At 70.8% G+C, this 21,939-nt stretch carries 20 protein-coding genes; 9 read left to right on the top strand and 11 right to left on the bottom strand.

The window, feature by feature from the left end:
* Positions 1 to 45: 45 nt before the first annotated feature.
* From AC1Q7O_RS09885 to AC1Q7O_RS09875, 3 genes are all read left to right on the top strand, one after another.
* Positions 46 to 1,758, top strand: coding sequence for an Hsp70 family protein (locus AC1Q7O_RS09885; protein ID WP_492658912.1), 1,713 nt, complete (start codon positions 46 to 48; stop codon positions 1,756 to 1,758).
* A 268-nt stretch (positions 1,759 to 2,026) separates the two neighbouring features.
* Positions 2,027 to 3,592 carry a hypothetical protein gene (locus tag AC1Q7O_RS09880; protein ID WP_492658913.1) on the top strand — a complete coding sequence of 522 codons (1,566 nt, stop codon included), beginning with the start codon at positions 2,027 to 2,029 and terminating at the stop codon, positions 3,590 to 3,592.
* Between the two features lies 1 nt (position 3,593).
* Complete coding sequence (locus AC1Q7O_RS09875) at positions 3,594 to 5,183, top strand: hypothetical protein (RefSeq protein ID WP_492658914.1); 1,590 nt, start codon at positions 3,594 to 3,596, stop codon at positions 5,181 to 5,183.
* Here AC1Q7O_RS09875 and AC1Q7O_RS09870 read toward each other — a convergent pair.
* Both AC1Q7O_RS09870 and AC1Q7O_RS09865 read right to left on the bottom strand, forming a co-directional pair.
* Positions 5,170 to 6,387 carry a 6-phosphofructokinase gene (locus AC1Q7O_RS09870; RefSeq protein WP_492658915.1) on the bottom strand — a complete coding sequence of 406 codons (1,218 nt, stop codon included), beginning with the start codon at positions 6,385 to 6,387 and terminating at the stop codon, positions 5,170 to 5,172. The genes AC1Q7O_RS09875 and AC1Q7O_RS09870 overlap by 14 nt on opposite strands.
* Before the next feature lie 43 nt (positions 6,388 to 6,430).
* A complete protein-coding gene (locus AC1Q7O_RS09865) occupies positions 6,431 to 6,994 on the bottom strand; it encodes a metal-independent carbonic anhydrase family protein (RefSeq protein ID WP_492658916.1) in 564 nt (187 codons plus the stop codon).
* 177 nt (positions 6,995 to 7,171) lie between these two features.
* On the opposite strand from AC1Q7O_RS09865, the gene AC1Q7O_RS09860 reads away from it, so the two are divergent.
* Together AC1Q7O_RS09860 and AC1Q7O_RS09855 are read left to right on the top strand one after the other, a co-directional pair.
* A complete protein-coding gene (locus AC1Q7O_RS09860; RefSeq protein ID WP_492658917.1) occupies positions 7,172 to 8,779 on the top strand; it encodes a sensor histidine kinase in 1,608 nt (535 codons plus the stop codon).
* A complete protein-coding gene (locus tag AC1Q7O_RS09855) occupies positions 8,776 to 9,483 on the top strand; it encodes a response regulator transcription factor (RefSeq protein WP_492658918.1) in 708 nt (235 codons plus the stop codon). The genes AC1Q7O_RS09860 and AC1Q7O_RS09855 overlap by 4 nt, the downstream gene beginning before the upstream one ends.
* An 11-nt stretch (positions 9,484 to 9,494) precedes the next feature.
* On the opposite strand, the gene AC1Q7O_RS09850 is transcribed toward AC1Q7O_RS09855, so the two are convergent.
* The 4 genes from AC1Q7O_RS09850 to AC1Q7O_RS09835 all read right to left on the bottom strand — a co-directional run bounded on the left by AC1Q7O_RS09850 (position 9,495) and on the right by AC1Q7O_RS09835 (position 14,765).
* Complete coding sequence (locus AC1Q7O_RS09850; RefSeq protein WP_492658919.1) at positions 9,495 to 11,711, bottom strand: putative bifunctional diguanylate cyclase/phosphodiesterase; 2,217 nt, start codon at positions 11,709 to 11,711, stop codon at positions 9,495 to 9,497.
* Positions 11,712 to 11,838: 127 nt separating this feature from the next.
* Positions 11,839 to 14,115, bottom strand: a complete 2,277-nt coding sequence (locus AC1Q7O_RS09845) for a YgiQ family radical SAM protein (RefSeq protein WP_492658920.1) — start codon at positions 14,113 to 14,115, stop codon at positions 11,839 to 11,841.
* An 82-nt stretch (positions 14,116 to 14,197) separates the two neighbouring features.
* On the bottom strand, positions 14,198 to 14,413 hold the full coding sequence (locus tag AC1Q7O_RS09840; protein ID WP_233374702.1) for a cold-shock protein: 216 nt from the start codon (positions 14,411 to 14,413) through the stop codon (positions 14,198 to 14,200).
* Between the two features lie 130 nt (positions 14,414 to 14,543).
* The gene (locus AC1Q7O_RS09835; protein ID WP_492658921.1) at positions 14,544 to 14,765 is read right to left on the bottom strand and encodes a (2Fe-2S)-binding protein; all 222 of its coding nucleotides are present in this window, start codon (positions 14,763 to 14,765) and stop codon (positions 14,544 to 14,546) included.
* Positions 14,766 to 14,872: 107 nt separating this feature from the next.
* On the opposite strand from AC1Q7O_RS09835, the gene bfr reads away from it, so the two are divergent.
* From bfr to AC1Q7O_RS09815, 4 genes are all read left to right on the top strand, one after another.
* The gene (gene bfr / locus AC1Q7O_RS09830; RefSeq protein WP_492658922.1) at positions 14,873 to 15,349 is read left to right on the top strand and encodes a bacterioferritin; all 477 of its coding nucleotides are present in this window, start codon (positions 14,873 to 14,875) and stop codon (positions 15,347 to 15,349) included.
* A 121-nt stretch (positions 15,350 to 15,470) separates the two neighbouring features.
* Positions 15,471 to 16,055, top strand: coding sequence for an RNA polymerase sigma factor (locus AC1Q7O_RS09825; RefSeq protein ID WP_492658923.1), 585 nt, complete (start codon positions 15,471 to 15,473; stop codon positions 16,053 to 16,055).
* Positions 16,052 to 16,555, top strand: a complete 504-nt coding sequence (locus AC1Q7O_RS09820; protein WP_492658924.1) for a hypothetical protein — start codon at positions 16,052 to 16,054, stop codon at positions 16,553 to 16,555. Before AC1Q7O_RS09825 ends, AC1Q7O_RS09820 begins: the two co-directional genes overlap by 4 nt.
* 17 nt (positions 16,556 to 16,572) lie before the next feature.
* The gene (locus AC1Q7O_RS09815) at positions 16,573 to 17,688 is read left to right on the top strand and encodes a hypothetical protein (RefSeq protein WP_492658925.1); all 1,116 of its coding nucleotides are present in this window, start codon (positions 16,573 to 16,575) and stop codon (positions 17,686 to 17,688) included.
* Positions 17,689 to 17,718: 30 nt separating this feature from the next.
* Here the strand turns inward: AC1Q7O_RS09815 and AC1Q7O_RS09810 are convergent, their stop codons facing one another.
* The 5 genes from AC1Q7O_RS09810 to AC1Q7O_RS09790 form a co-directional block, all read right to left on the bottom strand.
* Positions 17,719 to 19,419: a flotillin family protein gene (locus AC1Q7O_RS09810; protein ID WP_492658926.1), complete on the bottom strand. Its 1,701-nt coding sequence runs from the start codon at positions 19,417 to 19,419 to the stop codon at positions 17,719 to 17,721.
* Between the two features lie 23 nt (positions 19,420 to 19,442).
* On the bottom strand, positions 19,443 to 20,069 hold the full coding sequence (locus AC1Q7O_RS09805) for a YqiJ family protein (protein WP_492658927.1): 627 nt from the start codon (positions 20,067 to 20,069) through the stop codon (positions 19,443 to 19,445).
* A 31-nt stretch (positions 20,070 to 20,100) separates the two neighbouring features.
* Positions 20,101 to 20,766, bottom strand: coding sequence for a PspA/IM30 family protein (locus tag AC1Q7O_RS09800; protein ID WP_492658928.1), 666 nt, complete (start codon positions 20,764 to 20,766; stop codon positions 20,101 to 20,103).
* A gap of 1 nt (position 20,767) precedes the next feature.
* Positions 20,768 to 21,262 (bottom strand): hypothetical protein, encoded by a 495-nt coding sequence (locus AC1Q7O_RS09795; protein WP_492658929.1) that lies wholly within the window; start codon positions 21,260 to 21,262, stop codon positions 20,768 to 20,770.
* Positions 21,263 to 21,362: 100 nt separating this feature from the next.
* Entirely contained in the window at positions 21,363 to 21,932 is a 570-nt protein-coding gene (locus AC1Q7O_RS09790) for a 5-formyltetrahydrofolate cyclo-ligase (RefSeq protein WP_492658930.1), read from the bottom strand.
* Between the last annotated feature and the right edge of the window lie 7 nt (positions 21,933 to 21,939).

The following is a 21,939-nucleotide window of genomic DNA, read 5'->3' as shown; positions in this document are numbered from 1 at the left end:
CGGAAGCGGCTAAGCTGCCGCCCGTTCCAACGGGAGGCTATTCCAATGATCCTGGGCATCGACCTGGGCACCACGCACAGCGCGGCGGCCGTGTTCCGCGACGGCGCGCCGGTGCTGATCCCCAACGCCCACGGGGACTACCTGACGCCGTCGGCCGTCAGCCTGGACGAGCAGGGCCACACGCTGGTGGGCCTGGCCGCGCGCGAGCGCGCCGGCCTGCACGCCGAGTCCACCGCCCTGGCCTTCAAACGCTGGATGGGCAGCGACAAGAAGCTCACGCTGCGCACCGGCGCCCACGTGAAGCAGCTGCGCGCCGAGGAGCTGTCGGCGCTGGTGCTGCAGACGCTGAAGGCCGATGCCGAGGCCTTCCTGGGCGAGCCGGTCACCGAAGCCGTCATCACCGTACCGGCCTATTTCAACGAGGCCCAGCGCCGCGCCACGCGCACGGCCGGCGAGATCGCCGGGCTCAAGGTCGAGCGGCTGCTCAACGAGCCCACCGCCGCCGGCCTGGCCTACGGCCTGCAGCAGCGGCCGGAGCACAGCAGCTTCCTCATCTTCGACCTCGGCGGCGGCACCTTCGACGTGTCGGTGCTGGCGTATTTCGAGGGCGTCGTCGAGGTCCGCGCCAGCGCCGGCGACACGCGGCTGGGCGGCGAGGACTTCAGCCGCGCCATCGCCCAGCTGTTCGCAAAGCAGGCCGAGGGCCTGAGCGCCGAGGAGCGCGAGGCCTGGCTGGCCAGCGAGACCTGGTGGCGCCTGGCCGAGCAGGCCAAGCGCGACCTCGGCGAGCGCGACGGCACCGAGATGCGCACCAGCTGGCGCGACCGCCCGCTGAGCGCCTTAGTGACCCGCGCCGACTTCGAGGCCGCATCGGCTGAGCTGCTGCAGCGGCTGCGCCGCCCCATCGAACGCGCGCTGGCCGATGCCCAGTTGGACACCGCCGGCCTGGCCGAGGTGGTGCTCGTCGGCGGCGCCACGCGCATGCCCATGGTGCGCCAGCTCGTCGCGCGGCTGTTCCAGCGCCTGCCACTGCGCACGCTGGACCCCGACCTCGCCATCGCGATGGGCGCGGCCGTGCAGGCCGGCCTGAAGGCGCGCGACGCGGCGCTGGACGACGTCGTGCTGACCGACGTGATGCCCTACTCGCTGGGCATCATCGCGGCGACCGCCATCGGCGACCGCATGGTCAGCGACCGCTTCTCGCCCATCATCGAGCGCAACACGCCGGTGCCGGTGTCGCGCGTGGAGCAGTACCGCACGCTGAGCGACCAGCAGAAGGTCATCCTGGTGGACGTGCGCCAGGGCGAGTCGCCGGTGGGGTCGGAGAACCTGTCGCTGGGCAAGCTGGAGATCCCGATCGCGCCCGCACCAGCCGGCCAGGCTGGCGTGGACGTGCGCTTCACCTACGACGCCAACGGGCTGCTGGAGGTGGAGGCGCGCGACTTCCCCGGCGGCCAGCGGCACGAGCTGGTCATCGACAGCCAGGGCGCGCGGCTGTCCGCCGCCGACATCGCCGCGACGCGCGAGCGGCTGCAGGCGCTCAAGCGCCACCCGCGCGACGAGCAGGACAACCGCTACCTGATCGAGCGCGCCAAGCGCCTGTTCGAGGACCGGCTGGGCAACGACCGCGTGATGCTGCAGGACTGGCTGGCCCAGTTCGAGCTGGTGCTGCAGACGCAGGACGCCCGCGCCATCCGCAATGCCCGCCAGCAGTTCAAGGATGCGCTGGACAGCATCGACACGTCGTTCAGGTTCTAGGGTCTGTTCACGCTATGGCAATGGGCCGCGTTGTCACCACAAGGGCCGCGAGCAAGGCGCAAACCGCAGCCGGGTTGTGCACCCGGCGAGGATTTGCAACGCTGCGCGCGGCCCTTGTGGTGACAACCCTCAGGGAAGGCCCGCAGCCACGGGCCACTCTGCGTTGCAGCACTGGCCCGCACGCGAGTGCGGGCGGCGCGCTGCGCCTTGATTGGCCCGTGGCTGCGGGCCTTCGCGACCCATTGCCATAGTGTGAACAGACCCTGATATGTGGGATGAGGACTGGGCCCGGCTGGGCATTGAACCGACGAACGATCTCGCCGCCATCAAGAAGGCCTACGCGTTGAAGTTGAAGACGACGCGGCCGGACGATGACGCCGAGGCCTACCAGGCGCTGCGCGGCGCCTACGAGCGCGTGCAGCAGTGGCTGAAGTGGCAGCCGCCAGCCGACGCGCAGCAGGCGGCCCCGGCCGAGCCCGCGGCCACGCCGCCCGCCGAGGCAGTGGCCGAGGCGCCGCCGGCAGAAGCCCCGGTGAGCCCCGACCAGCTCATCCACGCGCTGACGCTGCGCTGGCGCCACAGCGGCGAAGCCGCGCTGCGGCACGCCTGGGCCGAGGAGGCCCGGCCCGAGCTGGACCGGCAGCCGCTGAGCCGGCAGGCCGAGTTCTCCGCCGCCTTCGCGCAATGGGTGCTGGCCACGCCGGCGCTGCCCGACGACCTGCTGCACGCGCTGAACGCCCACTTCGGCTGGCTGGACGACTTCCGCACCGAACGGCTGCTGGGCACCGAGCCGGCGCACGCGCTGCAGGCGATGCTGGACGCCCGGCTGCGGCCGGCCCGGCTGCCCGACATCGTGCAAGAGCTGGCCGAGCCGCTGCAGGCACTGGCCGCGCTGCAGGGTGCGACGGGCGCCTGGTGGCGCCTGCCGTGGCTGTTCTTCCTGCTGCAACCGCTGCTGGCCCGCTACCGCAACGTGCTGGGTGCCGACTGGCTGCAGCGCCTGGGCCTGCCCCGTGAGTGGCTGGCGTCGCGCATCAAGCGCGGACTGGGGCTGCGCGTGGCCGTGGCAACGCTGCTGTGCTGGGCCGCGGCCCTGCCGATCTTCGGAGACGCCGTCATCGCCGGCGGCCGCGCGCTGGGCTGGCTGTTCGGCACCGGCGGCTACCTCATCGCCGCGCTGCTGGCCGGCGCGCTCATCAGCGGCGGGGTGTCGTTCAAGACGTCGACGCGACGCTGGGCGCTGCCGCTGGACCGCTGGCGCCGGCACCGCAGCCAGCCCTGGCTGGGCCTGGCGCTGCTGCTGGCGGCGGCCGGGCTGCTGCATCTGCAGGCCGTGCTCGCGGCAGGCACGATGCCCGACGAGGTGTACGGCTACGGCGCCGTCGTGCTCGCGCTGACCGGCCTGGTGCTGGCCTGGCCGCTGGACATGCTGCGCGGCTGTGCCGTCACCGCGCTGACGCCGCTGGTGGGCTATTTCTCGATGGCGTTGCTGCACGGCTGGCTGCCGCTGCCGGCCTGCGTGCTGGTCGGCCTGATCTGGCTGCTGATCGGCGCCGCGATGCACGAGGAGCGCCTCGGCCTGCCGGAATCCGCACCCGTGCGCTGGATGGTGCGGCCCGTGCTGAACACGATGAACCTCGTGGACCGCTGGACCTACACCACCGCGCTGGCACCCCTGGCCTTCGCCTTTGCCTGGGCCGTGCTGGCCGACGGCAGGTTCAGCATCTCCACGCTCTTCCTGTCCTGGGTGCTGAGCATCCTGGCCGTCGGATGGTTGCAGGCCAAGGCGGATGCCTGGGGGCTGCAGCAGCTGCGAGCGCTGCAGCGCGACTGACATGTGGGAACGCGACTGGGCGCTGCTGGGCATCGAGCCGACGCCAGAGCTGGCGGCCATCAAGAAGGCCTACGCGCTGAAGCTCAAGGCCACGCGGCCGGATGACGATGCCGAGGCCTACCAGGCGCTGAGGGCGGCGTATGAGCGCGCGCAGCAGTGGGCGAAGTGGCAGGCCCAGCCGGTGGCGGACGAGCCTGCCGCCGCCACCGGCAGCCCCGCCGTGCAACCGCCCCAGCCACCCGCCGCGCCTGCGCAGCAAGACGCGGAAATCCACCCCACCGCCGCCGACATCAGCACACCGCAGGCGCTGATCGATTCGCTGGAGCTGGCCTGGCGACGCCACGGCCCACCCGGGTTGGAGGCGGCCTGGGGTCGGGTGCAGCAGGAGCTGCTCACGCAGCCGCTGGAGACGCGCGGCCTGCATTCGTCCGCCTTTGCGCAGTGGGTGGTGAAGCTGCCGCAACTGCCGGACGACTTCGTGGCCCGGCTGGACGCCGAGTTCCGCTGGCGTGACGACTACCGGACCCGCCACATGCTGGGCAACGCACTGGCCGAGGACCTGGAAGAGGCCATGAACGCCCGCTGGCCGCGCGCGCTGAACGACGCGGGGCTGCTCGCCCGCGCCCGCCCCCTGCTGAAGCTGTACGAGCGGCTGCGCGCCGGCCGCCACGCATCCGCCTTGCTGATGATGGTGCTGCTGCACCCCGGCATGCTGCGCGAGCTGGCGCAGATCGGCCCGGCGACGCTGCGCCGCCTGGGGCTGGAGCTGGGTGATCAATCGCGGTTGAACACGCTGGTCGGGCAGGCCGGGCTGCTGCGTGTGGCGATGGCCGTGGCCGTCTTCATCGGCTGCGGCCTGGCCATGGGCGTGGCGGGCGTGCCGCTGCTCACCCGCGCACTGACCTGGACGGTCTGCGGCGGCATGGCGCTGGGCGCGGCCTACACGGCGGGCGCCCTGCTCGCCAACCCGCCGGGGCGCGCCGGCCGCTGGCTGCGGGCCTGGGCGATGCCCCGCCGGCAGCCCGTGCTGGGGCTGTGCCTGCTGGCCGCGGCGGCCTTCCTGGCCTATTTCAACGTCGCCGGCACTCAACTGCTGCAGGCCGGTGGCACGGGGAGCGGCGCGGGGCCGGACGGCTTCACGACGGTGGCCCTCGGCCTGCTGGGGCTGGCCGGCCTCACCGGCGCCTGGCCGCGGCATCCGGAGCACGGCATCACCTGTGTCGGCCTGATCGTGCTGGGCTGGCTCATCCTCATCACCGGCCTGCCCGCCGATGGCCCGGGCGGTGCGGCGCTGTGGGCTTGCGCGCTCGGGGTGCTGCTGGGTGCCGCCAGCGCGGAAGGCCGCCTGCACCTGCCCGCACCGCTGGCCTGGCTGCTGCGCCCGGTCACGAACTCGCTGGACATGAGCCGGACCTGGGGCCCCGTGTTCTCGCTGCTGCCCGCGGTGGCCGTGCTGGGCTACGCGATGATCCCCGAGACCTGGGTGTCGCCGATGCGGCTGTTCGCCGTCTGGGTGGTCAGCCTGCTGGTGCTGGCGCAGGCCCAGGCGCGCGCCGAGGCCTGGGCGCTGGCAAAACTCAACCGCGATTGAGCACCTTGGGCACCGGATTCGGCCGCAGCCGGAACGCATCCGGCATGCCCGACCCCAGCAGCGGCCGCAGGTAGAGACGGAAGGCGTCGGTCACGTCGGTGCCGGCGTCGTTGATGAAGTGGTCTTCCATCGTGCGCGTCTTGCCGGCCACGGCGGCCAGCGGCAGCAGCGCGTAGTCCACGGAGTAGTAGCCCACGCGCTGGATGGCGACGGAGCCGTCGCGGTCGCCGTGGAAGGCGTACTGCACCGCCTTCTCGCCCACCTCGCGGGCCTCGCGCGCATCGACGTCGCTGACGCAGCCGAGGAAGCTGCGCTGCAGGTAGCCGAAGGTGTCGCCGCGCACGCGCTTGATGCCTAAGCGGCCCTTGATCTCCTCGCACAGCAGGTCGGCCAGCGCGCCGGTGCCGCTGAGCTGCACGTTGCCGTGCGCGTCGCGCTCCAGCTCGCCGGCGAGCTTCGACAGCATCGGCGCACCGCTCGCATCGTGGATGCCCTCGCTGACGGCGATGACGCAGCGGCCGTAGCGCTCGTGCGTGGCCTTCACGTCGCGCAGGAATTGCTCGGTGTCGAAGGCGCGCTCGGGCACGTAGATGAGGTGCGGGCCGTCGTCGTCGAACTTCTTGCCCAGGGCCGCGGCGGCGGTCAGGAAGCCGGCGTGGCGGCCCATGACGACGCCGACGTAGACGCCCGGCAGCGCCGCGTTGTCGAGGTTGGCGCCGGCAAAGGCCTGCGCGACAAAGCGCGCCGCCGACGCGTAGCCGGGCGTGTGGTCGTTGCCGACCAGGTCGTTGTCGATGGTCTTGGGGATGTGGATGCAGCGCAGCGGGTAGCCCGCGGCTTGCGCTTCCTCCGACACGATGCGCACGGTGTCGGACGAATCGTTGCCGCCGATGTAGAAGAAGTGCGTGATCTCGTGCGCCTTGAGCACCGTGAAGATCTCGTGGCAGTAGGCCGCGTCGGGCTTGTCGCGCGTGGAGCCCAGCGCCGACGCCGGCGTGCCGGCCACCAGCTCCAGGTTGTGGCTGGTCTCCTGCGTGAGGTCGACGAAGTCCTCGTTGACGATGCCGCGCACGCCATGGCGCGCGCCGTAGACCTTGCCCACGCCGGCCTGCCGGCGGGCTTCGAGCACGACGCCGACGAGGCTCTGGTTGATGACGGCGGTGGGGCCGCCGCCCTGGGCGACGAGGATCTTCGCGAGGCTCATGGGCGCTCCTGTAGAGGAAGTCGTCGCAGTCTAAGCCGACCCCTCAGCGCGGTGCGTAGGGCAGCGACGAGTGATGCACCACGATGCGCAGGCGGCCGGCATCGTCCTTCACGTAGCTCCAGGTCTTGTCCACGGTCGTGACCTTGCCGTCCTTGCCGGTGAAGCTCACATTGCCCTGCGTGCTGGCCGAGTCGCCGGCGATGAAGATCGCGCTGTTGCTGACCTCGCAACGCGTCCAGCCCTTCAGCGCAAAGCCGTCATCCTTGGGGAAGGCCGCATCGCCGCCAACGAAATAGGCCAGCGCACCCGCCTTGGTCGTGCGGAAGGTCTGCGGCGCGACGGTCAGCGTCGGCTTGAACAGCACCGGGCCCATCTGGTAGCCGTAGGCGGTGTCGATGACCTTCTCGGCCAGGGCCTTGGCGGCGGCCTGGCCACCGCTGGCGTTTGCTGCACCGATGTCCAGCAGCGCCTTGCACCAGCCGTTCTGGGCGGCCAGCACCTCGGCCTGCGTGATGGCCCGGTTGGCCAGCGGGACGTCGGCCTGGGCGGGCAGCGCGGCGGCGGCCAGCACGGCGGGCAGGACGAACAGGGACAGCGACTTCTTCATGACATGGCTCCTCGGGAAACTCGGCGCGGGTTGCGCCGTACCGCCATTGAGCCCGCGGGGCATGAACTCGCCCTGGGTCGCCCGATGAGGCCAGGCTGACGCGGGCATGAACCGCGGCGCATGCGCTGTTCATCTGGCGTTCATGCAGGCCGGCCTGCCGGCCGCGAGAATCCATGCATGTTCGGACGTCGCCTGACCTGGGCCCTCATCTTCCTGGCCGCCGCGGCGGTCGCGCAATGCGCGCTGGCGCTGTGGTCGGTGCGCGTGGCCGAGCATCAGGTGCTGCGCGGGCGCGTCGCGGCCGACATCCAGCTCGGCTTCGCGCAGCTGTCGGCCGACAAGCAGCGGCTGCGCGCCTGGGCCGCGCAGCGGGAGTTCGACGCGGGCGCCGAGCTGCCCGAACTGCAGCAGCTCACCGCCACCATGCGCGCCACGCTGGACCGGCTTGACCAGCTCGCCGAGCGCGCGGAGGCCCTAGACGACCGCCCGCGCGCCCGGGAGCGCCAGCTGCAACGGCGCGATGCACTGGTGGTGCTGCGCCAGAAGCTCGACACCCTGGTGCCCCAACTGAGCGAACACCCGGTGCCGGGCGGCAGCAGCCCGGCCGCGCTCTGGTCAGCGGCGAGCGAACACTTCGACATGGCCCAGGGCCGCGACCTGCGCCGCCTGCTGGCCGAGAGCACGGCGCGCGAAGCGGAGACCGTGCGCGAGAAGCGGGACGACACCGACCGTGCCATGACGCGCATGCGCACGCTGTGGATCACGACGGCCGTCACCATCGGCGCCCTGGCGCTGGCGCTGGCGGTGTATTTCGCCCGCGCGCTGCGCCGCCCGCTGAGCGCGCTGCGGGAGGCGGCCGTGGCGCTGCAGCGGGGCGAGCTGGAGCATCGCATTCCGCTGCAGGGGCGCGACGAATTCGCGCTGCTGGCGGGCAGCGTGAACGCCATGGCGGCCGAACTGTCGGCCCACCGCGAGCGCGACGCCCAGCTGCGCCTGGACCTGGAACAGCAGGTGGCTGAACGCACGCGCGCGCTCAGCGACGCCCTGCAGGCCCTGCAGACCGCCGAGGAGCGGCGCCGGCGGCTGTTTGCCGACATCAGCCACGAGCTGCGCACGCCCACCACCGTCATCCGCGGCGAGGCCGAGGTCACGCTGCGCGGGCGCGACAAGCCGGTGGACGAATACCAGGGCGCCTTGCGCCGCATCGCCGACACGGCGGGTCAGCTCGGCCGTGTCATCGACGATCTGCTGACGGTGGCGCGCACCGACATCGAGGCGGTCGACATCCGCCGCGTGCCGCTGGACCTGGGCCAGCCCATCCGGCAGGCGGTCGAGCAGGCGCAAGCCCTGGCCGCCGCGCAGGGCGTGGACCTGCCGGATGTCGACCTGCCCCTGCATGCCCTGCCGGTGAAGGGTGATGCGCAGCGCTTGCGCCAGTTGCTGATGGCCTTGCTGGACAACGCGGTGCGCTACTCCCATCCGCGCGGCACGGTGCGCGTGAGCGTGCAGGTGGTGGGCGAAACGCCCGGCTGCGCCGAGGTGCGCATCGAGGACGACGGCATCGGCCTGGCGCCCGAGGACCTGCGGCGCGCGTTCGAGCACCGCTGGCGCAGCGAACGGGCCCGCCGCCACCGTGCCGACGGCAGTGGCCTGGGCCTGGCCATCGCACAAACGCTGGCCCGCGGGCATGACGGCGACGTGCGCCTGGCGCCGCGCCCGACGGGGGGCACCGTGGCCACCCTGACCCTGCCGCTGTGCGTGGCCGGCATGAGGGCCGCCGCATGAAGCTCATCGTGGCCGAGGACGATGCCCGCATCGCCGCCTTCCTGGAGCGCGGCCTGCGGGCCGAGGGCTACCACGTGCAGCTGGCCAGCACCGGGCCGCAAGCGCTGGCAGCCGCGCAGGAGGCCGCCGGCAGCGAGGCACAGGCCGAGGACGCCCTGCTGCTGCTGGACCTGATGCTGCCGGGCATAAACGGCCTGGAGGTCTGCCAGACGCTGCGCGCCGCCGGCGTCGGCATGCCCATCCTGATGCTCACGGCCCTGGGCTCGCTCGAAGACCGGGTCACCGGCCTGCGCACCGGGGCGGACGACTACCTCGTCAAGCCCTTCGAGTTCGAGGAGCTGCTGGCCCGCATCGAGGCCCTGGCCCGGCGTGGCCGCGGTCTGCGCCCGGCACGGGCGGCGCAGCTGGTGGTCGATGACCTGGTGTTCGACCGGCAGCAGATGCGCGCCAGCCGGGCCGGCCGCGCCCTCACGCTCACGGCCCGCGAGCTGGCCCTGCTGGAGCTGTTGATGAGCGCGCCGGGGCGGCTCTTCAGCCGCGAGCGCATCCTGGCCACGGTCTGGGGCTCCAGCGAGGACCCGCTCACCAACGTGGTGGATGTCTTCATCCGGCGCTTGCGCGCCAAGATCGACGACGGCCACCCGCGGCCCCTCATTCACACCGTGCGCGGCATGGGTTACCGGCTGGAGGTGCCGGCCGCCTGAAGCCGTGGGCCTCAGCGCTTCATCCAGACCTCGAGGTCTTCGGCCGGCATGGGCCTGGCGAACAGCCAGCCCTGGCCTTCGTGGCAGCCCAGGCCGATGAGGTACTGGCGCTGCTCCTCGGTCTCGATGCCCTCGGCGATGACGGTCAGGCCCAGGCCGCGGCCCAGGTTGATGACCATCTGCGCGATGGTGGAGCCCGCCGTGGACGACTGCGCCTCCTGCACGAAGGCGCGGTCGATCTTGAGCCGGTCCACCTGCAGCTGGCGCAGCTGGGACAGCGACGAGAAGCCGGTGCCGAAGTCGTCGATGGCCACCGAGAAACCCAGCTGCTTGACGTCGGCCAGCACGCGCAGCACCAGCTCGGCGTCTTCCATCGCCATGGACTCGGTGATCTCCAGCTCCAGGCTGTGTCCGGCGGTGCCGGTGTCCTTCAGCGCGCGCGACAGCATGTCCAGGAAGCCCGGGTGGCGGAACTGCGCCATGGACACGTTGACGGCCATGCGGAAGTCGGCGTGGCCCAGCGCCTGCATGCGCTTGAGCTGCGCGCAGGCGGTGCGCATGACGAACTCGCCGATGGGGATGATGAGGCCGCTCTGCTCGGCCAGCGGGATGAACTGGTCGGGCGGGATGAAGCGGCCGTCCGTCGCGCGCCAGCGCAGCAGCGCCTCGGCGCCGATGACGGCGCCGCTGTCGATGTTCACCTGCGGCTGGTAGACAACGAAGAGCTGGCTTTCCTCGAAGCCGGTGCGCAGGCCCTTGAGCAGCTTGAAGCGCTCGCGCGCGTCGCTGCCCATGGCGGCGGAGAAGTACTGGGAGGAGCCTCGCTGCTGCTGCTTGGCGCGCTTGAGCGCGATCTGCGCATCCAGCAGCAGCTCGGAGCCGACGGCGGTGGACTCGCCCAGCCGCACCAGGCCCGTCGTGGCGGACAGCTGCAGGCGCTCGCCGGCGACGACGAAGGGGTCGGCGAAGACCGCGCTGACGGTCTCGGGGCAGACCTTGGCATGCTCGCCCAGCACGCCGAAGGTGTCGGCGCCGACGCGGGCCATGGCGGTGTTCAGGCCCAGCATCTCGCTCATGCGGTGCACGACGGCCTGCAGCACCTGGTCGCCGAAGTGGTGGCCGAAGGCGTCGTTGATGTCCGAGAAGTCGTCGATGTCGATCAGCGCGAGCGTGACACCGGTCGGGTCCTTCAGGTTCTTGTCCAGCAGCTCGACGAAGCGGTTGCGGTTGGGCAGGCGCAGCAGCGGGTCGTTGTAGGCCTGGTCCAGCAGCTGGCTGTACAGCACGACGTTCTCGAAGCCGACGGCGATGTTGGAGCAGAAGGCGCGCAGCAGCTGCTGGTCCAAGTCATCGAGCTCGCGGCCCACGTCCACCAGCGCCGCCATCGCGCGGCCCTGGCCCATGCCGAAGTACAGCACCGTGCCGTCGTCGTAGAGGTTCTTCTGCTCGCGCAGGCAGCGCTCGAGGCGGTCGCGCACGGCGGGGATCTTGACCTGCGCCAGCGGCCGGTCGATGAGGCCGCTGTACTGGCCGGCAGCGGCAACGATGCGCACTTCGTCGCCGGCGTCGCCATGCACCTGGGCGCACACCAGCCCCTCGGGCAGGATGCCCAGCAGCGCGCACAGCTGCGTGACGACGCCCTCGGCGAAGCGCGAGAGCCCGCGCATGCGCGACAGCGAAGTGCTGCTGTCGACGATCATCTCCAGCCCGCGGCGGTTGGCCTCCAGCGCGCAGATCTGCCGGTAGGAGCGCACGGCCGCCGTCAGCACGGTGTAGAGCCGCGTGCGGGTCAGCTCGGACTTGGTCTTGTAGTCGTTGATGTCATAGGCCTGCACCGTCTCGATCTCGGGCGCATAGCCGGGCTGGCCGGTGCGCAGCACGATGCGCACGGCGTTCAGGCGCAGTTCCTCGCGGATGTGGCGCACCAGCTGCAGGCCCGCGTCCTCGCTCTCCATGACGACGTCCAGCAGCACGACGGCCAGGTCGTCCTCGCTGGCCAGCAGCTGGCGCGCCTGGGCGGCGGATGAAGCGTGCAGGAAGACGAGCGGCTGGCCTTCGACGGTCAGGCCCTGCATGGCCAGCTCGGTGGCCTTGTGGACGTCACCGTCGTCGTCGACGATGAGGATGCGCCAGGGACGGTCGTGCGGGCGGTGGTCCAGCTCGTGATGCTCGGGCTCGTCGAGCAGTTCTAGCAGGTCGTCGTCAACGGCAGGCGTTGTTTCTTGCATGGGGGCGAGGACTCCGGGCACGCGGGTTGCCACGGCCGCGGCAGCCTCGTCGATCAGGACACGCAAGCGTAGTGCATCCACAGGCACGCTGCCACGAAAAGCGCGGGCAAAAGCCCGCCTCCAGGGGTCAGCGCTTACCGGGTTTGCCCGGACGCACGCCCGCCGCGCGGGCCGCCGGCCTGGCGCCGGTGACGCGCGGCGGCAGGCCCGTGTGCTGAGTCAGGACCTGACCCTTGCGCGGTGCTGACGACTTGGCGGCGGCCGGGGTCGGCGTGGAGTTCTTGCGCCGCGCGCTCTCGTAGCTGCCGTCGGTGACGGGCTGGTAGGTCGGGATCAGGTGGTGCTTGCCGTTGCCGATGAGGTCGGCCCGGCCCATGGCCTTCAGCGCCTCGCGCAGCAGCGGCCAGTTGTTGGCGTCGTGGTAGCGCAGGAAGGCCTTGTGCAGCCGGCGGCGGCGCTCGCCGCGCACGATGTCGACCTTCTCGCCGCGCGTCTCGTCGCGGCTGATTCCCTTGAGCGGGTTGCGGCCCGAGTGGTACATCGCCGTGGCCGTGGCCATGGGGCTGGGGTAGAAGGTCTGCACCTGGTCGGCGCGGAAGCCGTTCTTCTTCAGCCAGACGGCGAGGTTCATCATGTCCTCGTCGCTGGTGCCGGGGTGGGCGGCGATGAAGTACGGGATCAGGTACTGCTTCTTGCCCGCCGCGGCACTGGCCGCCTCGAACATCTGCTTGAAGCGGTCGTAGGTGCCGATGCCCGGCTTCATCATCTTGGACAGCGGCCCGCCCTCGGTGTGCTCGGGCGCGATCTTGAGATAGCCGCCGACGTGATGCGTGACCAGCTCCTTCACGTACTCGGGCGACTGCACGGCCAGGTCGTAGCGCAGGCCGGAGCCGATCAGGATCTTCTTGACGCCCGGCAGCGCACGCGCGCGGCGGTACATCTTGATGAGCGGGTCGTGGCTGGTGTTCAGGTTCGGGCAGATGCCCGGGTAGACGCAGCTGGGCTTGCGGCAGGCGGCCTCGATCTCGGGGCTCTTGCAGCCGATGCGGTACATGTTGGCCGTCGGGCCGCCGAGGTCGGACACGATTCCGGTGAAGCCCTTCACCTTGTCGCGCATCTCCTCGATCTCGCGGATGACGGAGTCTTCCGAGCGGCTCTGGATGATGCGGCCCTCGTGCTCGGTGATGGAGCAGAAGGTGCAGCCGCCGAAGCAGCCGCGCATGATGTTGACGCTGAAGCGGATCATTTCCCACGCCGGGATCTTGGTCGCACCGTCATGGCTGCCGTTCTCGTCGGCGTAGCTGGGGTGCGGCGCGCGGGCGTAGGGCAGGTCGAAGACATGGTCCATCTCCGGCGTCGAGAGCGGGATGGGCGGCGGGTTGATCCACAGGTCGCGCTCGCCGTGGCGCTGCACCAGCGCGCGGGCGTTGCCGGGGTTGGTCTCCAGGTGCAGCACGCGGTTGGCGTGGGCGTAGAGCACCGGGTCGCTCTTCACCACCTCGTAGGCCGGCAGGCGCACGACGGTGCGCTCCCGCGGCGGCATGCTGATGCGGCCGGTCTTGTGGATCGTGATGGGCTTGGGCGCGTCCGGCTCGTCGCTGGTCGCGCAGGTCGTCTCCTGCTTGATCTCCTGGTAGGGGCTGATCAGCTCGTCGATGCGGCCGGGGCGGTCCACCTCGGTCGAGTCCAGCTCGAACCAGCCGTCGGCGGACGGGTCGTCGTCGCGGCGCATGAAGGCGGTGCCGCGGATGTCGGTCAGCGCCTCGATGGGCTCGCGGCGGGCCAGCCGGTGCGCGATCTCGACGATGGCGCGCTCGGCGTTGCCGTAGACCAGCAGGTCGGCCTTGCTGTCCACCAGCACGGAGCGGCGCACCTTGTCCTGCCAGTAGTCGTAGTGGGCAATGCGGCGCAGCGAAGCCTCGATGCCGCCGATGACGATGGGAACGTCCTTGAACGCCTCCTGGCAGCGCTGCGTGTAGACCAGCGTCGCGCGGTCGGGGCGCTTGCCGCCTTCGCCGCCGGGCGTGTAGGCATCGTCGCTGCGGATCTTCCGATCAGCCGTGTAGCGGTTGATCATCGAATCCATGTTGCCGGCCGCGACGCCGAAGAACAGGTTGGGCTTGCCCAGCGCCTTGAAGGCGTCGGCGCTGTTCCAGTCGGGCTGCGCAATGATGCCGACGCGGAAACCCTGCGCCTCCAGCGTGCGGCCGATGACGGCCATGCCGAAGCTGGCGTGGTCGACGTAGGCGTCGCCCGTGACGATGATGATGTCGCAGGAATCCCAGCCGAGCTGCTCCATCTCCTGCCGGCTCATGGGCAGGAAGGGGGCAGGGCCGAAGCGCTTGGCCCAGAACGGGCGATACGCGGTCAGCGCCTTGGGCGCGGCAACGGGCAGAGCGGACATAGCCTTGGATTGTCGTTGGACAGGCCCTGAAAAGCACAAAGCCCGCTCAGCGAGCGGGCTTGGGGCGCGGGGCCGACGTGAATTACAGCGCGCGGATGTTCGCGGCTTGCAGACCCTTGGGGCCCTGCTTCACTTCGAACTCGACCTGAGCGCCTTCAGCCAGCGTGCGGAAGCCGCCGTTGTTCTTGATTTCGCTGTGGTGGGCGAAGAGGTCCTTGCCGCCGTCGGCGGGGGTGATGAAGCCGAAGCCCTTGCCGTCGTCAAACCACTTGACGATGCCGGTCTGCTGGGTGCTCATGAAATTTCCTTGCGGTTGTCGTGCTGTCGAGCCCGGCCTTGAGAGGCTGCGACAACACAACGACTTCGGGCAAGGACCAACAAAAAAATGGCGCCACTTCCTGGCGCCTGGGTCGTGATTCTAGCTGGGCTCAGGCCGACAGCAGCATCGGGATGACGGTGGCGGTGCTGCGGGCCCGGGCGCCCCCCTTGACGCGGCTTTCCTCGAACACCTCGCAGGCGCAGTCGCGGCAGGCGCCGCAGGCCGTGGCCACGCGCAGGTCATCCTGCAAGGCCTCGAAGCTGGGGCAACCGCTGGAGGCGGCAATCGCGATGTCGCGGTCGGAGACGCGGTGGCAGACACAGACAATCATGGGTACGAAGTCTAATGCGAATCGATCTCATTTGCAAAAAGAGCGGTTTTGCCTAAGGGCTTTCGCTCGCGATACTGCCGACCAATTTCACGAATCTGGAGCCCGCCATGAAAGGCGACCCGCAAGTCATCGCGCACCTGAACGCCCAGCTCAAGCTGGAGCTGACCGCCATCAACCAGTACTTCCTGCACGCCCGCATGCTGAAGAACTGGGGCCTGATGAAGATGGCCAAGCACGAGTACGAAGAGTCCATCGAGGAGATGAAGCACGCCGACAAGCTCATCGAGCGCGTGCTGACGCTGGACGGCCTGCCCAACCTGCAGGACCTCGGCAAGCTCTACATCGGCGAGAACGCCGTCGAGACGATGGAGTGCGACCTGAAGATCGAGAAGGCCGGCCACGCCCACCTGAAGGAAGCCGTTGCCTACTGCGAGAGCGTGCGCGACTACGTGTCCCGCGAGCTGTTCGTCGCCATCCTGGACGACACCGAGGAACACATCGACCACCTGGAGACGCAGCTGGAACTGGTCAACACCGTCGGCGTGCAGAACTACCTGCAGTCGCAAATGGGCGACGCCAGCTGATCCAGCGCACCGGCCCATGCCGGAAGTGACAGCGGGATAGTCCGGAGTAACGCCTCCGCCCTCCCGCGCTCAATAGGGGCATGCAAGTTCTGCAGGCCCCTTTTTCATGCAGCCGCCGGTCATGAGCTGGTTGACCCGGCTCGGCTTCCTGGCCCCGGCCGCGGCGGGCTCGGACGAGTGCGCGCTGCTGGCGCGGCTGGCGGCCGGTGATGCCGACGCGCTGGCGCAGCTGTACCGGCGCGAGAGCGGCTCGGTCTACCGCTACGCGCTGGCGCTGGCCGGCGACGAGGCCGCGGCGCTGGACGCCGTGCAGGAGGCCTTCGCCCAGCTGCTGCGCGGGCCGCAGGGCTACCAGGCCGGGCGCGGCTCGCTGGGCGCCTATCTCGCCGGCATGGCCCGGCACCAGTTGCTCAGCCAATGGCGCGACACGCGCCGCCACGTGCCGCTGGACGACACGCTCGACAGCGAACCCGCGCCGGCCAGTGACGAACGGCTGACCCAGGCCCAACGCGAGGACGGCCTGTGGGCCGCCATCCGCCGCCTGAGCTGGCCGCAACGCGAGGCCATCACGCTGGTGGACCTGCAGGAGCGCAGCTACGAGGAAGCCGCCGCCATCGCCGGCACCAGCGTGGACGTGCTGCGCACACGGCTGCACCGCGCACGCCAGCGCCTGGCGGACCTGCTGGACGCCGGAGACCGCCCATGACCCCGACACCCGACACCCCGGCCTGGCTGCGCCCCGCGCGGGCCGACTTCGCGCGGCTGCAGCCCGGCGCCGCGCAGGACGCCGCCGTGCTGGCGGCGCTGACCCGCCAGCTGCAGGCCCGCCATTCGCTGCCCCCAACGCCGCCGCTGCACGAACCGCGCTGGCTGCGCCGCCTGGCCTGGGGCAGCGGCGCGCTGGGGACCGCAGCGGCCATGCTGCTGAGCGCCGTGCTGCTGCTGGACCCGCCCGGCAGTGGCCGCGCCGCGCCGCTGGCCGGCGCCGGCAGCGGCTTCATCCCGCTGGTGCCGGACGGCGAGTTCCGCGCCGCGCTGGCCGCCGGCCGCAGCGCCGCCGTGTGGCTGCAGCCCACCGAGCTGCCACGCGAGCGCCTGGCGCTGCTAGGCCTGCCCTTCGACGCGGCGCGTGCCGACGAGTTCGTGCGCGCCGAACTGATGTTGAACCCGAGCGGCCAGGTGCTGGCCGTGCGACTGCTGAACTGACCCCGCTGGAGACCCCGATGAAGAAACCCCTGACCTGCCTGACGCTGTTCGCCCTTGCCGCCTGCGCGGGCGCACAGGACACCGACGCGCTGCGGCTCAAGGTCGAGCGCGACGTGGCCATCGCGCTGGCCGACGTGCCGGTGCAGCTGGCGCTGGGCGACCGCGCACTGGCCTTCGCCGGCCGCGAGCTGGAGGGCGAACGCGTCGTGAAGGGCGCGCCCTACTGCGCCACCGCCGTGCACGAGAACGTGCAGACGCTGGCCGACGGAAACCGCATCGTGCGCAAGCAGCAGAGCCAGCTGTGCCGCGACGGCGAAGGCCGCACGCGGCGCGAGGTGCAGCGCGAGGGCGGCCCCCGGGTCGTCTACCTGAACGACCCGGTGGCCAGGGAGAGCTGGGTCATCCACCCCGAGCAGAAGCGCGTGCAGCGGCTGCGCGGCTACACCGTAGGCGGGCGCGGCAGCGACGACGAGGCCGCGCAGGCGGCGTGGCAGGCGTCGATGCAGGACTGGGGCGAGCGCATGAAGGAGCAGGCCGCGCGCTGGAAGGAATGGGGCGCCCGCGTGGCCGAGCAGGCGCGCAGTGCCGACGCCGAGCGCGTGCGCGCCCACGCGCTGGCCGGCGAGCCCGGCATCGTCATCGAGCGGGACGTCGTCGTGCCCGCACCGGCCGGCGCCAGCGCGCCCGAGCGCCGCCGCGAGCTGCGCGTGCTGCGCGCCAGCGAGATGCCGGTGCCTCCTGCACCGCCCGCGCCGCCGGCGCCCATGGCCGCCCCCGTGCCGCCGGTACCGCCCGTGCCGCCGCTGCTGCTGCAGGGTCCGCTGCTGCCGCGCACCGGCGGCACGACGACGGCACTGCCCACGAAGGAGATCGACGGCCTCAAGGCCAACGGCGAGCGCACCACATGGACCATCGAAGCCGGCAGGATCGGCAACGAGAAGCCCATCGTCATCAGCCGCGAGGTATGGCGCTCGCCGGAGCTGATGCTGACCCTCTCCAGCCGCGACGCCGACCCGCGCTCGGGCGAGCAGAACTACCGGCTGGAGAAGATCCGGCGCGGCGAGCCCGATCCGGCGCTGATGAAGCCACCCGCTGACTACGCTGGCGCCCCTCGCCCAGTCGCGCGCCGCTGAACGCGGGCGCGCCGACGCGCGCGTCCTGACTCAGTCCGCCGGCGTCGGCGCCGCCGGCGATACGGGCTTCAGCAGCCCGGCCAGGTTCTGCGCGATGCCCGTGATGCCCTGGTTGGACAGGCCGGCGTCGTGCATGACGGCGTCGACGATGGGCTTGGCGATCTGGTACTGCAGCGCCGAGTTCATGACCTGCTCGGGAAAGGTGGCGCCGCTCGCCGCACCGCCGCCTTCCCCGCCGCCGACCTGACCCTGGCCGGGCAGGCCGTTGACCTGCACGATGCGGATGGAGTCGATGTTCTCCATCGGCTTGACGGCCTGGGCCAGGATCTCCGGCAGCTGCTGCAGCAGCTGCGTGCGCACCTGCAGGTCGATCTGCGCGGCGGACAGCATGTTCAGCGCCTCGTTGATCGCCCGGCGGCCTTCGGCCTCGGCAATCGCGGCCGCCTGCTTGGCCTTGGCCTCGATGGTCAGCGCCTCGGCGCGGTCGATGGCGGCCTCCTTCTCGGCGGAGGCCGACACCTTCACCGCGATGGCGTTCTGCTCGGCGTCCTTGCTGGCCTCGATCAGTTGGATGGCCTTGTCCCGCTCGGCCACGGCCACCTGGCGCGCGGTGTTGACGGTTTCCTCGGCCTTCACGGCTTCGGCGCGGGCGAGGTTGGCGGCCGCGTCGGCCTCGGACTGCTCGCGCGACTTCGTCGCGATCGCGATCTGCGTGTCCTGCCGCGCAATCTCCACCTGCTTGCGCTGCTCGGCGCGCTTCAGCTCGGCCTGGCGCTCCTGCTCGATCTCGCGGGTCTGGATGACGAGGTTCTTCTCGATCTCGGCCGCCTTGATCTCGCGCTCGGCCTCGATGCGGCGCTGGCCCACCTGGCGCTCGGCCTCGATCTTCACGGTCTCCGCCTCACGGCCGCGCTCGGCCTGCTGAGCGGCGATCAGCGCGATCTGCTCGGCCCGCGCCACTTCCACCTCGCGCTTCTGCGCCAGCGATGCGAACTCCTGGTCCTTCTCGATGGTCAGCTTCAGCCGCGAGGCTTCGAGGTTCTTCGTGCGCACCTGCACCTCGGTGTCCTGCTCGACGTCGTTGCGCTGCTTGCGGCGCGCCTCGGTCTGCTCGGTCAGCCGCGTCAGGCCTTCGGCGTCGAAGGCGTTGTTGGGGTTGAAGAACTGCTTGTCGGTCTGGTCGAGGCTGGTCAGCGAGACGGACTCCAGCTCCAGGCCGTTCTTCTCCAGGTCTTCGGCGACGGCGTTCTGCACCGCCTGCACGAAGTCGCGGCGCTTGTCCTGCAGCTCCTGGATGGTCATGGTCGCGGCCGTGGCGCGCAGGCTGTCGACGAACTTGTCCTCCACCAGCGCCTTCAGCTCGTTGGGGCTCATCGTGCGGGCGCCCAGCGTCTGCGCGGCGGTGCTGACCGCTTCTTCCGTCTGCTTCACGCGCACGAAGAAGGCGGCCGTCACGTCCACGCGCATGCGGTCCTTGGTGATGAGGCTCTCGCGCTCGCGGCGCAGCACCTCGAGCTTGAGCGTGTTCATGTTGACGAGCACGCGCTCGTGGAACACCGGCAGCACGACGGCGCCGCCGTCCATGATGACCTTCTGCCCGCCCAGGCCGGTGCGCACGAAGGCGGTCTCCTTGGTGCTGCGCTTGTACAGCCGCGCGAAGACGAAGCCGATGGTCAGCAGGCCCAGCAGGCCGATGCCGGCGATGGCGGAGATTTCGATGAGGTTGTCCATGTTGTCTTTCAGCTCCCGTGTTGTCAGATCAGGTTCGGATGCGGGTTGGCGATGCAGCGATAGAACGCACCCAGCTTGCGCACGATAAGGATCTGCGCGCCTTCCTCGAACACCTCTTCGTCGAAGTCAGGCTCAACCATCAGGTAGTGCGTGCGCCCGTAGGCGTCGCGCACCCGCGCCTGCGCGGCCAGGCCGCGGCGGGCCGCGCCGGCGCTGATGACGCCGCCCCGCCCCACCAGCGACTGCTCGCTGACGGCGCTGGTCTCGTCGCGCGGCACGATGTGGGCCACCAGGCTGCCCAGCCCGCGCACCGTGGCCAGGCCCGGCGGCACGGCCAGCAGGCCCGCCGCCCACGCGGGCAGGAAGTTGCCCAGCAGGTTCATCGCCACCTTCTGCAGCGCGTAGCCGAACAGCGCGTAGCCCAGCAGGAACAGCAGCAGCAGCACCAGCGCCGGCACGCGGCCCAGGTGCAGCCAGCCCAGCACGCGGTCCAGGCCCGACTCGGGCACCGCATGCGGCAGCAGGTCGTCCAGAACGTTGCTGGGGCTCAGCGCCACCAGCATGCCCACGCCCTCCAGCGCGGCGATGGCGACGATCAAGGCCACGGCGACGCCGAAGGGCAGCGTCTCGGGCACAGTGAACAGATTCATCCAGTCCTCCCTGGTTGCATGCGGCGCATTGTTAGCTCTGGCCAGCCTTGATCTGGGCCATGCGCTCGGCGATCTTGTGGTCGCGCACCAGCTCGTCCAGTTCGCGCAGCTGCGCTTCCTGCTTCAGGTCGCCGGCTGGCGCGCCGCTCAGGCCCGTCTGGCGCTGGAAGATCTTGTCGAAAGCCTCCGTCACCTTGGACAGCCGCTGCTCCACGCCCGCCTGCCCCACCGGCTGCGCGGCCGATGCCGTGGCGGCGCGGCTGTTGCGGAACTCCGCCAGCGCGTCCTGCATCTCGCGCTTCTTGGCCAGCAGCGCGGCCGTGAAGCCCTGCAGCTCCTGCTCCTGGCGGGCCAGGTCGGCCAGCGTCGTCTCCAGCACCGGGATCTGCGCCTCGATGTCCAGCTGCCGGGCCACGGCGGCGCGCGCCAGGTCCTCGCGCTGCGACGCCAGCGCCTGCGCGATCTGGTCGCGCAAGTCCTCGTGGCCGCGGTTCAGCCGCGCGTGCTGCTGCTGCGCCAGGTGCCGGTTGGCGCTGACGGTGCCCAGCTCGTGGCGCACCTCGTCGATGACGCCGTCGGCCTCGCGCACGGCCTGCTCCATCGCGGCCTGCGGGTTCAGGTCCTCGATCCGGTCCAGCAGCGCATGCATGCCGCCGGCAATGACGCGGCCAACGCGGGCCTTCAGGGAATCGCTCATGTCACGCTCCTTTCAACGTGGAAGCCAGCTCGATGGTGGGCGCCAGGTGGCGCCTCACCACCCCGGGGTCGAACGCATGGGCGGTACTCGTCGTCGCCTGGCGCAGCAGCGACTCGCCCAGCAGCGCCGCGCGGCGCACCAGCGCGTCCTCCAGGCGGGCGGCGTCGTCGGCCGTCGCCGGCGCATGGCTGATGACCAGCGCCATCAGCGTCGTCACCTGCTCCACCAGCACCCCCAGCACCTCGGAGTGGCGGCCCTCGGCGCCCTCGATGCGCACCAGCGCCTCGCGCAGCCGGTGCGTCAGCTCACGCGCCCAGGCGTGCGCGGCCACGTAGTCGAACGCGCCGTCATGCTGGCGCTTGAGCTGGGAGAGCAGCACACGCAGCTTGTCGCTGTTGGTCGTGGCGCCGTCCACCTGCAGCTGCGCCAGCCACAGGTAGAGGTCGCTCGGGATGCGAGCCGACAAGGGCTCCATCGTGATGGTCTGGGTCGCCATGGGCACCTGCCTTCAAATGAACTCCAACGAACACGAATGTATTCGTTTGAATTCATTTGTCAACAAGCGCGATGCCCGCGGCCGCCGGCAGGCGGCGTGCTCAGCCCTCGCGGTCCCACACGACGCCTTCTTCCGTCAGCATCGCGTCCAGCGGCACGTCCAGCGCGCTGGGCTTGAGCAGCGGCAGGAAGCCGTGCGCATAGCCGATGCCCACGGCCGCGGGCCGCGGCTGCATCTCGGCCAGCGTCTTGTCCATGAAGCCACCGCCATAGCCCAGCCGCAGCCCGCAGGGGCCGAAGCCCAGGCAGGGCACCAGCATCAGCTGGGGCTGGAATGCCTCGGTGCCCTTGGGCTTGGGGATGTGGAAGGCGTCTTCCTCCATCGGGCAGCCGGGGTACCAGACGTGAAAGCGCAGCGTGCCGTGCTCCTTGTCGACGACGGGCAGGCCGATGCGGCGCTCGGGGTGGTTCTCGCCCCAGCGGTACAGCGTGGGCAGCGGGTCGAACTCGCCCTTGATGGGCCAGTAGGCGCCGATGGTCTTTTCCTGGCGGCGCAGCAGCCAGACGCTGAGCACCTCCTGCAACTCGGCAGCGAGGTCCAGCCGGTTCGGCAGGGCCAGGCGTTGTTCGATCAGCTTGTGCCGGAGCGCGGCGCGGTCGTTCGCATCCATGGCGCCG

The sequence above is a fragment of the Roseateles sp. GW823-FHT07B05 genome, from assembly GCF_058794515.1.
Note: the sequence above shows the minus strand (reverse complement) of the source record. Positions and strands in the feature narration are given on the sequence as shown.